9 protein-coding genes, 2 tRNA genes and 3 rRNA genes are annotated in these 13,745 nt (G+C 59.7%); 8 read left to right on the plus strand and 6 right to left on the minus strand.

Annotated elements, in window-relative coordinates:
* Nucleotides 1–13: 13 nt before the first annotated feature.
* Nucleotides 14–427 (plus strand): hypothetical protein, encoded by a 414-nt coding sequence (locus tag R9X41_RS13475; protein WP_318630965.1) that lies wholly within the window; start codon nucleotides 14–16, stop codon nucleotides 425–427.
* A gap of 307 nt (nucleotides 428–734) precedes the next feature.
* On the opposite strand, the gene rrf is transcribed toward R9X41_RS13475, so the two are convergent.
* From rrf to R9X41_RS13500, 5 genes are all read right to left on the minus strand, one after another.
* Nucleotides 735–847: ribosomal RNA gene (gene rrf / locus R9X41_RS13480) — 5S ribosomal RNA — on the minus strand.
* Nucleotides 848–975: 128 nt separating this feature from the next.
* Nucleotides 976–3,853: ribosomal RNA gene (locus R9X41_RS13485) — 23S ribosomal RNA — on the minus strand.
* Between the two features lie 361 nt (nucleotides 3,854–4,214).
* Nucleotides 4,215–4,290 (minus strand) — tRNA-Ala (locus R9X41_RS13490).
* Nucleotides 4,291–4,352: 62 nt separating this feature from the next.
* Nucleotides 4,353–4,429: transfer RNA gene (locus tag R9X41_RS13495), tRNA-Ile, on the minus strand.
* A gap of 78 nt (nucleotides 4,430–4,507) precedes the next feature.
* A 16S ribosomal RNA gene (locus tag R9X41_RS13500) occupies nucleotides 4,508–6,036 on the minus strand.
* Together the 16S, 23S and 5S rRNA genes with 2 tRNA genes alongside form the textbook arrangement of a ribosomal RNA operon.
* Before the next feature lie 95 nt (nucleotides 6,037–6,131).
* On the opposite strand from R9X41_RS13500, the gene R9X41_RS13505 reads away from it, so the two are divergent.
* From R9X41_RS13505 to R9X41_RS13530, 6 genes are all read left to right on the plus strand, one after another.
* Entirely contained in the window at nucleotides 6,132–6,545 is a 414-nt protein-coding gene (locus tag R9X41_RS13505; RefSeq protein ID WP_318630966.1) for a hypothetical protein, read from the plus strand.
* A gap of 188 nt (nucleotides 6,546–6,733) precedes the next feature.
* Nucleotides 6,734–7,399 carry an aldehyde dehydrogenase iron-sulfur subunit PaoA gene (gene paoA / locus R9X41_RS13510; RefSeq protein WP_318630967.1) on the plus strand — a complete coding sequence of 222 codons (666 nt, stop codon included), beginning with the start codon at nucleotides 6,734–6,736 and terminating at the stop codon, nucleotides 7,397–7,399.
* Entirely contained in the window at nucleotides 7,396–8,340 is a 945-nt protein-coding gene (locus R9X41_RS13515) for an FAD binding domain-containing protein (RefSeq protein WP_318630968.1), read from the plus strand. The genes paoA and R9X41_RS13515 overlap by 4 nt, the downstream gene beginning before the upstream one ends.
* Nucleotides 8,341–8,343: 3 nt before the next feature.
* Complete coding sequence (gene paoC, locus R9X41_RS13520) at nucleotides 8,344–10,542, plus strand: aldehyde oxidoreductase molybdenum-binding subunit PaoC (protein ID WP_318630969.1); 2,199 nt, start codon at nucleotides 8,344–8,346, stop codon at nucleotides 10,540–10,542.
* Nucleotides 10,543–10,613: 71 nt separating this feature from the next.
* Complete coding sequence (locus R9X41_RS13525) at nucleotides 10,614–11,936, plus strand: lytic murein transglycosylase (protein WP_318630970.1); 1,323 nt, start codon at nucleotides 10,614–10,616, stop codon at nucleotides 11,934–11,936.
* A 146-nt stretch (nucleotides 11,937–12,082) separates the two neighbouring features.
* On the plus strand, nucleotides 12,083–12,388 hold the full coding sequence (locus R9X41_RS13530; protein WP_318630971.1) for a hypothetical protein: 306 nt from the start codon (nucleotides 12,083–12,085) through the stop codon (nucleotides 12,386–12,388).
* Between the two features lie 16 nt (nucleotides 12,389–12,404).
* On the opposite strand, the gene R9X41_RS13535 is transcribed toward R9X41_RS13530, so the two are convergent.
* On the minus strand, nucleotides 12,405–13,064 hold the full coding sequence (locus R9X41_RS13535) for a hypothetical protein (RefSeq protein WP_318630972.1): 660 nt from the start codon (nucleotides 13,062–13,064) through the stop codon (nucleotides 12,405–12,407).
* Between the two features lie 222 nt (nucleotides 13,065–13,286).
* Between R9X41_RS13535 and R9X41_RS13540 the strand changes: the two genes are divergently transcribed.
* Nucleotides 13,287–13,742, plus strand: a complete 456-nt coding sequence (locus R9X41_RS13540) for a hypothetical protein (protein WP_318630973.1) — start codon at nucleotides 13,287–13,289, stop codon at nucleotides 13,740–13,742.
* The last annotated feature ends 3 nt before the right edge of the window (nucleotides 13,743–13,745 follow it).

A 13,745-nucleotide genomic window follows, 5' to 3' on the forward strand; every position in this document is an offset into this window, starting at 1 on the left:
GACCTCCTGAACCATGACTTCGACGGCCTGCTGGCAGACCGCCTTGGTTTCTCACATGACGAGGGAAGCTAGAGTCAAGGTGGGCGCCGAGGGCTCCAGCATCAAATCAGCCATTGGTCTGGCACGTTTAATATTTTCAGGGACTCGCAAAAGTGGCAAATTCACGTGGCCACAAACGGTCATGAACCTACCTGCGCTCATCGATACGGCTTCAGCGGACCGCTCGATAGAGATAGTGTCGGCGCGATTGGCGCTGGTGGGCGTGGTTGACTTCAGGTCGCCGCCGGCGCATCCGACGGGTTGCCGCGGGCGGGGGCGCAACGGGTGCGTGTGGGAGGGGTATTTTTCCGCACTGGCGTACTGGCGCGATGAGGCGCTGCTGAGGCTTGGAGGTATCGATCCGGGCGGTGAGGTGATGGCGAATTGAGCCAAACAGGTCGCGTCGATTCGTCGGATCGGCTGCCCGAGAGACACCTCACGATCAACCCAGGTTCTCACGAAGTTAGATCAAATCTGAGCGGCCAGTTATTTTGAGTGGTCGACGGTCATCCAGAGCGATCAGCTCAGCTCAGCGCACCCCAGCGCAGTCGCAGTCGCAGTCGCAGTCGCAGTCGCAGACAAGCATTCACCTCATGGGCGCCATCAATCGCCTAATTGAATGATTCGGCGCCTTGCGCCCGTAAAAAGACAAAACCCCCCAATCTTACGACTGGGGGGTATTGCGGGCTGTAATAGCCTGACGATGACCTACTTTCACACGGGAACCCGCACTATCATCGGCGCGGAGTCGTTTCACTGTCCTGTTCGGGATGGGAAGGAGTGGTACCAACTCGCTATGGTCATCAGGCATAAAGGGTTGCCGTCCTGGTTTTTATGTCAGGACAGCGAATTCATAGAGTTTGAAATCAGCTTGAGGTATTTTGATTACGTCTTGGCATAACACCTTGAATCTAATTTTGGTCAGATCAAAGTTATAGGGTCAAGCCGCACGAGCAATTAGTATCAGTTAGCTTAACGCATTACTGCGCTTCCACACCTGACCTATCAACGTCCTGGTCTAGAACGACTCTTCAGGGGGCTCAAGGCCCCGGCAGATCTCATCTTGAAACGAGTTTCCCGCTTAGATGCTTTCAGCGGTTATCTCTTCCGCACTTAGCTACTCGGCAATGCCACTGGCGTGACAACCGATACACCAGAGGTGCGTCCACTCCGGTCCTCTCGTACTAGGAGCAGGCTTCCTCAAATCTGCAGCGCCCACGGAAGATAGGGACCAAACTGTCTCACGACGTTTTAAACCCAGCTCACGTACCTCTTTAAATGGCGAACAGCCATACCCTTGGGACCGGCTACAGCCCCAGGATGAGATGAGCCGACATCGAGGTGCCAAACACCGCCGTCGATATGAACTCTTGGGCGGTATCAGCCTGTTATCCCCAGAGTACCTTTTATCCGTTGAGCGATGGCCCTTCCATACAGAACCACCGGATCACTATGTCCTGCTTTCGCATCTGCTCGACTTGTCAGTCTCGCAGTTAAGCACGCTTATGCCATTGCACTATCGTCACGATGTCCGACCGTAACTAGCGTACCTTCGAACTCCTCCGTTACGCTTTGGGAGGAGACCGCCCCAGTCAAACTGCCTACCATGCACTGTCCCCGATCCAGATAATGGACCTAGGTTAGAACCTCAAACGCACCAGGGTGGTATTTCAACGTTGGCTCCACAAGATCTAGCGACCCTGCTTCAAAGCCTCCCACCTATCCTACACAGATCCGTTCAAAGTCCAATACAAAGCTACAGTAAAGGTTCATGGGGTCTTTCCGTCTTTCCGCGGGGAGATTGCATCATCACAAACATTTCAACTTCGCTGAGTCTCGGGAGGAGACAGTGTGGCCATCGTTACGCCATTCGTGCAGGTCGGAACTTACCCGACAAGGAATTTCGCTACCTTAGGACCGTTATAGTTACGGCCGCCGTTTACTGGGACTTCAATCAAGAGCTTGCACCCCATCATTTAATCTTCCAGCACCGGGCAGGCGTCACACCCTATACGTCCACTTTCGTGTTTGCAGAGTGCTGTGTTTTTAATAAACAGTCGCAGCCACCGATTTTTTGCAACCTCATTGGGCTCCAGGAGTAAATCCCTTCACCTACTAAAGGCACACCTTCTTCCGAAGTTACGGTGTCAATTTGCCGAGTTCCTTCTCCCGAGTTCTCTCAAGCGCCTTAGAATACTCATCTCGCGCACCAGTGTCGGTTTGCGGTACGGTCGTCAATAGCTGAAGCTTAGTGGCTTTTCCTGGAAGCAGGGTATCACTCACTTCGTCTGCAAGCAGACTCGTTATCACCCCTCATCTAAGCCCGGCGGATTTGCCTACCAGGCACGACTACAGGCTTGAACCAACATGTCCAACAGTTGGCTGAGCTAACCTTCTCCGTCCCCACATCGCACTATTGATCGGTACAGGAATATTGACCTGTTTCCCATCAGCTACGCATCTCTGCCTCGCCTTAGGGGCCGACTCACTCTACGCCGATGAACGTTGCGTAGAAAACCTTGCGCTTACGGCGAGGGGGCTTTTCACCCCCTTTAACGCTACTCATGTCAGCATTCGCACTTCTGATACCTCCAGCATCCTTTACAAGACACCTTCACAGGCCTACAGAACGCTCTCCTACCACGTGCAATAAATTGCACATCCGCAGCTTCGGTAACTGGCTTAGCCCCGTTACATCTTCCGCGCAGGACGACTCGATCAGTGAGCTATTACGCTTTCTTTAAATGATGGCTGCTTCTAAGCCAACATCCTGACTGTTTTAGCCTTCCCACTTCGTTTCCCACTTAGCCAATTTTAGGGACCTTAGCTGGCGGTCTGGGTTGTTTCCCTCTTGAGTCCGGACGTTAGCACCCGGTGCTCTGTCTCCCGCGCTGTACTCTTCGGTATTCGGAGTTTGCCTTGGTTTGGTAAGTCGCCATGACCCCCTAGCCAAAACAGTGCTCTACCCCCGAAGGTAATACGCGAGGCACTACCTAAATAGTTTTCGGAGAGAACCAGCTATTTCCAAGTTTGTTTAGCCTTTCACCCCTATCCACAGCTCATCCGCTAGTTTTGCAACACTAGTCGGTTCGGACCTCCAGTACCTGTTACGGCACCTTCATCCTGGCCATGGATAGATCACTTGGTTTCGGGTCTACACCCAGCGACTGGACGCCCTATTCGGACTCGATTTCTCTACGGCTTCCCTATTCGGTTAACCTTGCCACTGAATGTAAGTCGCTGACCCATTATACAAAAGGTACGCAGTCACCCTTGCGGGCTCCTACTTTTTGTAAGCATGCGGTTTCAGGATCTATTTCACTCCCCTCCCGGGGTTCTTTTCGCCTTTCCCTCACGGTACTAGTTCACTATCGGTCGATGATGAGTATTTAGCCTTGGAGGATGGTCCCCCCATATTCAGACAGGATTACACGTGTCCCGCCCTACTTGTCGCTGGCCTAGTACCACACGTCTCTTTTCGCATACAGGGCTATCACCTGCTATGGCCGACCTTTCCAGATCGTTTTGCTAAGAATCGTGCTATCACCAGCAGGCTCTTCCGATTTCGCTCGCCACTACTTTCGGAATCTCGGTTGATGTCTTTTCCTCGAGCTACTGAGATGTTTCAGTTCACCCGGTTCGCCTCGCATGACTATGTATTCATCATGCGATACCCCTGAGGGTGGGTTTCCCCATTCGGAAATCTCCGGATCAAAGCTAATTTGCCAGCTCCCCGAAGCTTATCGCAGGCTATCACGTCCTTCGTCGCCTATCATCGCCAAGGCATCCACCACATGCTCTTATTCACTTGACCCTATAACTTTGACGTCTCTTGTCGAAACTCCAAAATCATTCTTCAAGGAATTGCCAGGTCTTTCACCTGGCGCGTTATGCCGTATGAAGCCTTGCGGCCTCGATACTTCGAATTTTTCAGACTTGCTGAATATTCGTTTTGACGCAATCAAAAATTCATGTTGCCGACGGCACGGTTGAGGCCTTGACCTCATTTCCGCCGACAACGCTGATTCGACTCTATGAATTTTTAAAGAACAGCCGATTGATCGCACTATCGCGATCAACAACAAAGCAGCCTCTTGCAAAGCTACTTTGGTGTTGAACCAATCTTCGATAACCCGACAACGCCTGCTTCTCGCAGACCTCGCCGACATGGTGTTTGGTGGAGGATGACGGGATCGAACCGACGACCCCCTGCTTGCAAAGCAGGTGCTCTCCCAGCTGAGCTAATCCCCCCAGGTCTGCCGACATGCACTCATTCGCGCACACACAGATATATCCCATCCAGCAGAAAGACTTGGTGGGTCTAGTTGGGCTCGAACCAACGACCCCCGCCTTATCAAGACGGTGCTCTAACCAGCTGAGCTACAGACCCATCGTCGATCTACTCGACTCTTCCAACAACCGATAAGTGTGGGCGTTCAATAACGCTAGAACTTGCTAGTTTTTCCAGAAAGGAGGTGATCCAGCCGCACCTTCCGATACGGCTACCTTGTTACGACTTCACCCCAGTCACGAACCCTGCCGTGGTAATCGCCCTCCTTACGGTTAGGCTAACTACTTCTGGCAGAACCCGCTCCCATGGTGTGACGGGCGGTGTGTACAAGACCCGGGAACGTATTCACCGCGACATTCTGATCCGCGATTACTAGCGATTCCGACTTCACGCAGTCGAGTTGCAGACTGCGATCCGGACTACGACTGGCTTTATGGGATTAGCTCCCCCTCGCGGGTTGGCAACCCTCTGTACCAGCCATTGTATGACGTGTGTAGCCCCACCTATAAGGGCCATGAGGACTTGACGTCATCCCCACCTTCCTCCGGTTTATCACCGGCAGTCTCATTAGAGTGCCCTTTCGTAGCAACTAATGACAAGGGTTGCGCTCGTTGCGGGACTTAACCCAACATCTCACGACACGAGCTGACGACAGCCATGCAGCACCTGTGTTACGGTTCTCTTTCGAGCACTGAACCATCTCTGGTAAATTCCGTACATGTCAAAGGTGGGTAAGGTTTTTCGCGTTGCATCGAATTAAACCACATCATCCACCGCTTGTGCGGGTCCCCGTCAATTCCTTTGAGTTTCAACCTTGCGGCCGTACTCCCCAGGCGGTCAACTTCACGCGTTAGCTTCGTTACTGAGTCAATGAAGACCCAACAACCAGTTGACATCGTTTAGGGCGTGGACTACCAGGGTATCTAATCCTGTTTGCTCCCCACGCTTTCGTGCATGAGCGTCAGTGCAGGCCCAGGGGATTGCCTTCGCCATCGGTGTTCCTCCGCATATCTACGCATTTCACTGCTACACGCGGAATTCCATCCCCCTCTGCCGCACTCCAGCAATGCAGTCACAAATGCAGTTCCCAGGTTGAGCCCGGGGATTTCACATCTGTCTTACATTACCGCCTGCGCACGCTTTACGCCCAGTAATTCCGATTAACGCTTGCACCCTACGTATTACCGCGGCTGCTGGCACGTAGTTAGCCGGTGCTTATTCTTACGGTACCGTCATGGGCCCTCTGTATTAAAGAAGACCTTTTCGTTCCGTACAAAAGCAGTTTACAACCCGAAGGCCTTCATCCTGCACGCGGCATGGCTGGATCAGGCTTGCGCCCATTGTCCAAAATTCCCCACTGCTGCCTCCCGTAGGAGTCTGGGCCGTGTCTCAGTCCCAGTGTGGCTGGTCGTCCTCTCAGACCAGCTACAGATCGCAGGCTTGGTGAGCCTTTACCCCACCAACTACCTAATCTGCCATCGGCCGCTCCGTCCGCGCGAGGTCTTGCGATCCCCCGCTTTCATCCGTAGATCGTATGCGGTATTAGCACAGCTTTCGCTGCGTTATCCCCCACGATCGGGCACGTTCCGATGTATTACTCACCCGTTCGCCACTCGTCAGCATCCGAAGACCTGTTACCGTTCGACTTGCATGTGTAAGGCATGCCGCCAGCGTTCAATCTGAGCCAGGATCAAACTCTACAGTTCGATCTTGATTGTTTACTCATAAAAACGGAATTGAAGTGACTTCACTTCTATTCTCATGAGCGTTTGATGAGAGTCAATGAAGACTCTCTGGTTCTGTGAACCTTGGCAAGTCCGCCTCTCAAACGCCCACGCTTATCGGCTGTAGATTTTTAAAGATTCCTGCCGAACAAACCAGCTCAATACTGCTTCATTCAACTTGCTTTGCTGCGATCAGCGAAGCCTTAGATTCTAACACATTTTTTAAAAGAGTGTCAAACTTTTTTGACTTTCGTCGTCTGCCGGAAATCCTGATTCGCCTCTCAGATCGACCAGCCAGATTACCTGACCAACCCACCCGATTAACTCTCCAGCACTTCCAGCTGAGCCTCGAATTCTATACCGAATTTTTCGATCCGGTCAATCAAGTCGCAGAATTTTTTTCAAACCCCGCACAACCCCACCAACCACCGAAATCTCCAGCCACAAAAGCCTCGACCCGACTGCTCAGCACAATCGCTGCATCCACTTGAAGAACGCCGCTCATCTGCTGAGCCCTCGACTATAGCAGCGTTTTGCAGTCACCAAGCCGCCTCACCAAATTTTTTGGGTTGGACTCTCCAGCGACCTCGATTGAGTCCTACACCTGCAGTGGCATTGCCCGCTTAACGTGATCAAGTCAGGGACGCCCAAGATCCCACTCTTCCAACAAGGATCCACGATGAATTTTCCAGAATCGGCTTCGCTCGAGGTCAGCCGCCGCGTGGTCATTGCATCCGGCGTCGCGGGCATGACGACCAACCTTGCAACAGCGCAAAACAATACACCGCCGGTAAGTGTGCCCAAGACCCCACCGACGGGACAGGACTCGCCAGTCGACATCCCTGTGCGACTTGATATCAACGGCCGGTCACACGCACTCAAGCTCGACCCCCGGACCACCCTCCTCGACGCTCTCCGTGAGCACGTCCATCTCACCGGCACCAAGAAAGGCTGCGACCACGGTCAATGCGGCGCCTGTACCGTGATGGTCAACGACCGACGCGTGAACAGTTGCCTGACTCTGGCTGTCATGCATGAAGGCGATCGCATCACCACCATCGAAGGCCTGGGCCGGCCCGGCCAATTGCATCCCATGCAAGCCGCGTTCGTAAAGCACGACGGATTCCAGTGCGGTTACTGCACGCCTGGCCAGGTCTGTTCGGCCGTCGGCGTGCTAAACGAGATTCGCGCCGGCGTTCCCAGCCACGTCAGCGTCGACCTCTCGTCCATCCAGAAAGCGACCCCCGACGAGATCCGCGAGCGCATGAGCGGAAACCTCTGCCGCTGTGGCGCCTATTCCAACATCCTGGATGCGATCCAGGAAGTCGCGGGGAACCAGGCATGAAACCCTTCACTTACGAACGCGCAGCGTCCCCGGCCGCCGCCGCTGCCGCCCTGGCGTCGCGCCCCGGTGCGCGACTGATTGCAGGCGGCACCAATTTGCTGGACCTGATGAAACTGCAGATCGAGACGCCGACACACCTGATCGACATCAACCGTCTCGGCCTCGACCGCATAGAAGACACGCCGACCGGCGGCTTGAAGATTGGTGCACTGGTCCGCAACACCGACCTCGCATCGGATGCCCGCGTGCGCAAGAGTTATGGCGTGCTCAGCCGCGCCCTGCTGGCTGGCGCCTCCGGTCAGCTCCGCAACAAAGCGACGACCGCGGGCAACCTGCTCCAGCGCACCCGGTGCCCTTATTTCTACGACACCACCAAGCCCTGCAACAAGCGCCAGCCCGGCACCGGCTGCTCGGCCATCGGCGGCTTCGATCGAAATCTCGCCATCGTCGGCACCAGCGATCAGTGCATCGCCACCCATCCGAGCGACATGGCGGTCGGCATGCGGGTTCTCGATGCGACCGTCGACACGATGCGGGCGGACGGCACGAGCCGCACGATCCCGATCGCTGACTTCCATCGCCTACCCGGCGCGACACCGCAGATCGAAACCGCCCTGGCGCCCGGCGAGATGATTCTGTCGGTGACCTTGCCGGCACCTGTCGGTGGCCGACACATCTACCGCAAGGTGCGGGATCGGGCTTCATACGCCTTCGCCCTGATCTCCATCGCGGCGATCGTGCAGCCCGACGGCCGTGGCAAGTTCGCCTTCGGCGGACTCGCGCACAAGCCATGGCGCGTGGAGGCGGCCGAGAAGGAATCGACACCGCAAGCCGTCGTCGACGCCACCCTGACTGGCGCCCGCCTGAGCGAACACAACGGCTTCAAGCCCTTGCTGCTCCAACGTACGCTCACCTCCGTCTTGCAAGAAGCCCGGGCCTGATCCATGAAATTCGACACACCCGCCACCACCAACCCGATCGATCGCCAGACCGTCATCGGCCATGCCGTCGACCGCATCGACGGCGCGCGCAAGACCACCGGCACCGCCCCCTACGCCTACGAGCGTCACGATGTCGTGGCTAATCAGGCCTATGGGGTGATCCTGGGCGCCGCCATCCCCAAGGGCCGTATCACCCGCCTGGATGCGTCGGCAGCGAAATCCGCCCCGGGCGTGATTGCCGTGGTCACGCACGAAAACGCCGGCAAGGTCGGCAAGGCCAAGGCCATCACCGCGCGTCTGCTCGCCGGCCCGGAGGTGCAGCATTTCGACCAGGCCGTCGCGATCGTCGTGGCTGACACCTTCGAGAACGCACGCGCCGCCACCAAGCTGATCCGTATCGACTACGAGGCGGCACCGGCCAAGTTCGACCTGGCCGCTGAAAAGCAGAACGCGGTCAAGCCCGACATGGGCCAGGATCCGGCGGACACCGCCGTCGGCGATTTCGACGGCGCATTCGCACGCGCCACCGTGAAGCTGGACCAGACCTACACCACGCCCGACCAGAGCCATTCGGCGATGGAGCCTTTCGCCACCATCGCGGCATGGGAGGGCGACAAGCTCACCGTCTGGACATCCAACCAAATGATCGCCTGGGCCTGCCGCGATTTGTCCGAGATCCTCGGCGTGCCCAAGGACAAGATCCGCGTGGTGTCCAGCTTCGTCGGCGGCGGTTTCGGATCCAAGCTCTGGGTGCGCAGCGACGCGATCATGGCCGCCGTCGCCGCGCGCGTCGCCGGGCGCCCGGTGAAGGTCGCGCTGGCGCGGCCGCAGATCGTCAACAACACCACACACCGGCCCGCGACCATTCAGCGCATCCGCATCGGTGCGGGCACCGACGGACGTATCACCGCCATCGCCCACGAGACCTGGTCCGGCGACCTCGAGGGCGGCCAGCCCGAGACCGCCGCCATGCAGACCCGCCAGCTCTACGCCGCGCCCAACCGCATGACGGCGCACCGCTTGGCGACGCTCGATCTGCCCGAAGGCAACGCGATGCGAGCGCCGGGAGAAGCGCCCGGCCTGATGGCGCTGGAAATCGCGATGGACGAACTCGCCGAGGCGCTCCGGATGGACCCGGTCGAACTGCGCATCGCCAACGACACACAGGTCGACCCCGAAAAACCGTCTCGTCCTTTCTCGCACCGCGATCTCGTCGGCTGCCTGCGCACCGGCGCCCAGCGCTTCGGATGGGACAAGCGCAGCGCAACGCCAGCCCGCATACGCGACGGCCGTTGGCTCGTCGGCATGGGCATGGCGACTGCCTTCCGGGGCAACCTGACGATGAAGTCCGGCGCGAAGGTCGCCATCGACCATCGTGGAACGGTCACGGTCTCGACCGACATGACCGACATCGGCACCGGCAGCTACACCGTCATCGCCCAGACCGCGGCCGAGATGCTGGGCGTGCCGGTAGAGCAGGTTCAGGTGCGTCTTGGCGATTCTGCTTTCCCCGTGTCCGCGGGCTCCGGCGGCCAGTGGGGCGGCAACAGCGCGACCGCCGGCGTCTACGCCGCTTGCGTGGCCTTGCGCGCGGCTATTGCCCGCAAGGCCGGCTTCTCCGTCGACGACACGCTCTTCGAATCGGGCAAGGCGCTGAGCAACGGCCGGGCGATATCGCTCGGCGACATCGCCGGCCGTGACGGCATCGCGGCCGAGGACTCCATCGAGTTTGGCGATCTGAGCAAGAAGTACGCGCAGGCCACGTTCGGCGCGCATTTCGCCGAGGTCGGCGTCGACATGGCGACCGGCGAGGTCCGCGTGCGGCGCATGGGTGGCGCCTTTGCCTGTGGGCGCATCCTGAACCCGAAGACCGCGCGCAGCCAGGTCATCGGCGCGATGACCATGGGTCTGGGCGCAGCCTTGATGGAAGAGGCCATCGTCGACAAGCGCCACGGCTACTTCGTCAACCACGACCTCGCCGAATACCACGTGCCGGTGCACGCCGACGTGCCCTCGCAGGACGTGTTCTTCATGGACGAACTCGACGACAAGTCTTCGCCGATGAAAGCCAAGGGCGTGGGCGAGCTCGGCTTGTGCGGCAGCGCGGCGGCGATTGCCAATGCGGTCTACAACGCCTGCGGCATCCGGATCCGGCACTACCCGATCACGCTCGACAAGCTGATCGGATCCCTGCCGGCTTGAGTATCCGTAACGGCCAGCCCGCCCGGGCCGGCCGCCTTTTCGGGCGTCGACCCGTGGTTCAAAATCGTTCGATGCCAAAAGTCTCCCGCGTCCTGTCTTCCGATCGTCTGCTGCAGTCATTCGCCACCATCGCGGTGGCCACCACCATCGTCGGCTGTGCCAGCGCACCGCCCGCCGCTGTCGCGCCTGCGCCCTCCGTCACCGCGCCCGTCGACACCACGGCGGCACCGAACGCCACGCCAGCGTTGCGGCAGTCGCCCACGTCCCCGGACGGGTTCAATCAGTGGCTCGACGGCGTACGCCAATCGGCCGCCGCCGCCGGCATCGACCCGACCACACTGGGCACCGCGTTTAACGGCGTCCGCTTCCTGCCGCAGGTGGTCGAGCTCGACGGCCGGCAACCGGAGTTCACCCGGGCCGTCTGGGACTATCTCGACAACGCCGTGTCTCCCCAGCGCATCGCACGCGGTCGCGCCAAATGGGAAGAAGTGCGCACCGACGGCGCCGCGGCCGCCGCCCGCTACGGCGTGCCCGCCAGCGTGGTGATGGCCATCTGGGGCATGGAAAGCAATTACGGCAGCAACTATGGCGACATCTCCACGATCGACGCACTGGCCACGCTGGGTTTCGAGGGCCGGCGCGAACAGTGGGCGCGGGAACAATTGCTGGCCGCGTTGCGCATCCTGCAGAACGGCGACATTGATCGGGCACACATGATCGGCTCCTGGGCAGGCGCCATGGGTCAGACGCAGTTCCTGCCATCGAACTTCCTCGCCTACGCGGTCGACGCCGACGGCGACGGGCGCCGCGACATCTGGGGCAGTATGGCCGACGTCACCGCGTCCACCGCCAACTTTCTCGCCCGCTCGGGCTGGCAGCGCGACGAGCCCTGGGGCTACGAGGTCGCACTGCCGGCCGGCTTCGATCCGGGCCGGGCCGACACCCGCACCCGCCAATCGAGCGAGCGGTGGCAAGCCGAAGGGCTGCGGACGCCGCAAGGCGCTGCCCTGCCCGCCATCGCCGACGCGACCGTGCTGCTGCCGGCCGGCGTACGCGGCCCGGCGTTTCTGGTCGGCGCGAACTTCCGCGCCATCCTGCGCTACAACAACTCGGTGAGCTACGCCCTCGCGGTGGGCCTGCTGTCGCAGCAGCTGGCCGGCGAGCCAGGCGTGCTGGCCAGCTGGCCGCGCGACCTGGTCACGCTGAGCCGGTCCCAGCTGATGCAGTTGCAGACCGCCTTGAACGACCGCAATTTCGCCAGTGGCCAGCCAGACGGCATGATGGGACCGGCCACCCGCGACGGCATTCGCGCCTGGCAGCGCAGCATCGGCCAGCCGGCCGACGGCTACCCCACGCTCGACCTGCTGGAACGCCTGCAGTCGACGCCGCGCTGAACTCGATAGGCCGCTATCCGCGCGCGGATTTCGTGTTCCATGGATTTTTACGCTAGGTCCGGTGCGGAAAAGACCTACTTTTTTCCGTGCGACGGCGCGCGATCTTCTCGCTCAACCCAGCCGACCCACCACCTTGCGAGACCGCCATGCGCCACGATGCCGAACCCACCATCGAGCCGGAGCCGACATTGCCCAGCCGCCTCGCCTACTTCACTTGCGTGGCGGCGTCGGCAGCGGTGCTTTTTGTATTGGTATCAGGGGTGCATGCCGGTGCCGGCAAGAAAGACGCACGGCTTCTAGTGGCGCAGTGCTGGCACCAGATCGAAGACCGGCAGGCCAGCGAAGACCAGCTGCACGACATGCGGGTCGCTTGCCAGCAGCTGGAAAGCAGCTTGACCGCGCATGTTCGCCCACCCAGCGGTGCGATGGTGGCGGCGCAGGAAGCCGACTGATCCACGACGCGGCCATTCAGAAAAGGCTGGCCTGTATCGGCTGGCTGACGAGGCAAGTTTCTATGGGTGGCGCCACTGCAAGGGCTGCATGCGAACTGCGACGTGCGCTACGCCTCACCGTGGCCTCAGGCTGCATCTGCAAGACCGCCGGCTCCTCGACGCCAACGACCTGGTCGACCGGCTCCACCTCCGCCTCATCTCGCCATGCCACGACAGGCGCTGCTTCTGCCGGCATTTCGAGCACCGGTTCAGCAGGCACTGCCATGCGGACAGCCGACACCTCGAACCAGACAGCAGCGGACTCCATCAGGCCGCGAGTGCCCTCGATGTGCGCACGCTGGCTAGCGCGGATCCAGGCCTGGGCCAGTTCGCGCTCCTCACCGGTCAGCGACTCTTCGTCGTCTTCGCAAGCATGTTCCCAGGCACGCAACGCGGCAGGAACCGACAGCGGCCCGCCCAAGGCTCGCTCGAGGCTGAGACGGTAGCGCCATTCCGCCTGCGTCGGCGCGGCGTCATCGCCGTCCGGCTGGTAGTCCTGCAGCCGAACCGACACGGCCTGGCGCGCCTGGGCTAGCGCAACGTCGGCAGCCGCATCGATCCGGTCCAGCGCACGCCCCTGGTTTTCGGCCATGGCCGCACCAATGGCGGCAAAAACATCATCCCTGCTGCGTTTCATCTGGTTTCTGGCCGAAAATCGGGTCGCGTGAAGATACTGTTTAAATATACAGCAATCAGCATCTAACGGCGAAACAGATGTTGGCGTTGGCATTGCTTGTCCATTGCCCCCTGTCGCGCGACGGCTTCCCGGGCAAACGGTGCAACTGTCGGCGTCGTCCTACGCCTTGCACGCGAGTCCATCCTCATACGCGGGGTGCGACGTTAGCGAAACTCACCATCCATGACCGATACCGAATGGCAACATTCCAAACCCCTGCCGCAACCCACGCGGCACCGCATGCGCGCCCGTACTGATTTCGAGGATTCCGCCATTTCGGCACGCCGCGAAGCTCAGGCCCAGGAAAAACGGCGTCTCGAAGCCATGGCACAGGCGCTGCGGGCGCGGGTGGTGGAGTCCGATCCGGGCGGCAACCATTTCCGTGCCGAACAGCAAAAGGCGATTGCCGCCCGTCGCCTGGACAACGCCCGGCTCGAGGCCGAAGCCCGGAGGGCGGAGGCTGCCGACCATGGCGATCAACGGGGTGAGCAGAGCGCGAGGTTCATGTCCTCCCCCTCCCCTGCCGAACGCAATTCGGCAGCTTTCCCCATTCTGATCGCCGTGCTGGTGTTGACCGGCGGATTCGCCGCCGCGACCGTCGCCTTCCCGGAATTGCTTCGTTACCTGCCGGGCGGCTGAGGC

Origin of the sequence: Xylophilus sp. GOD-11R (assembly GCF_033546935.1) — a bacterium.
Lineage (GTDB): Bacteria > Pseudomonadota > Gammaproteobacteria > Burkholderiales > Burkholderiaceae_C > Xylophilus.

Coding starts and splice junctions, on each gene's coding strand:
- paoA (WP_318630967.1), top strand. CDS start 6,734: ATGAATTTTCCAGAATCGGCTTCGCTCGAGGTCAGCCGCCGCGTGGTC.
- R9X41_RS13525 (WP_318630970.1), top strand. CDS start 10,614: ATGCCAAAAGTCTCCCGCGTCCTGTCTTCCGATCGTCTGCTGCAGTCA.
- R9X41_RS13475 (WP_318630965.1), top strand. CDS start 14: ATGACTTCGACGGCCTGCTGGCAGACCGCCTTGGTTTCTCACATGACG.
- R9X41_RS13515 (WP_318630968.1), top strand. CDS start 7,396: ATGAAACCCTTCACTTACGAACGCGCAGCGTCCCCGGCCGCCGCCGCT.
- R9X41_RS13535 (WP_318630972.1), bottom strand. CDS start 13,064: ATGAAACGCAGCAGGGATGATGTTTTTGCCGCCATTGGTGCGGCCATG.
- R9X41_RS13540 (WP_318630973.1), top strand. CDS start 13,287: ATGACCGATACCGAATGGCAACATTCCAAACCCCTGCCGCAACCCACG.
- paoC (WP_318630969.1), top strand. CDS start 8,344: ATGAAATTCGACACACCCGCCACCACCAACCCGATCGATCGCCAGACC.
- R9X41_RS13530 (WP_318630971.1), top strand. CDS start 12,083: ATGCGCCACGATGCCGAACCCACCATCGAGCCGGAGCCGACATTGCCC.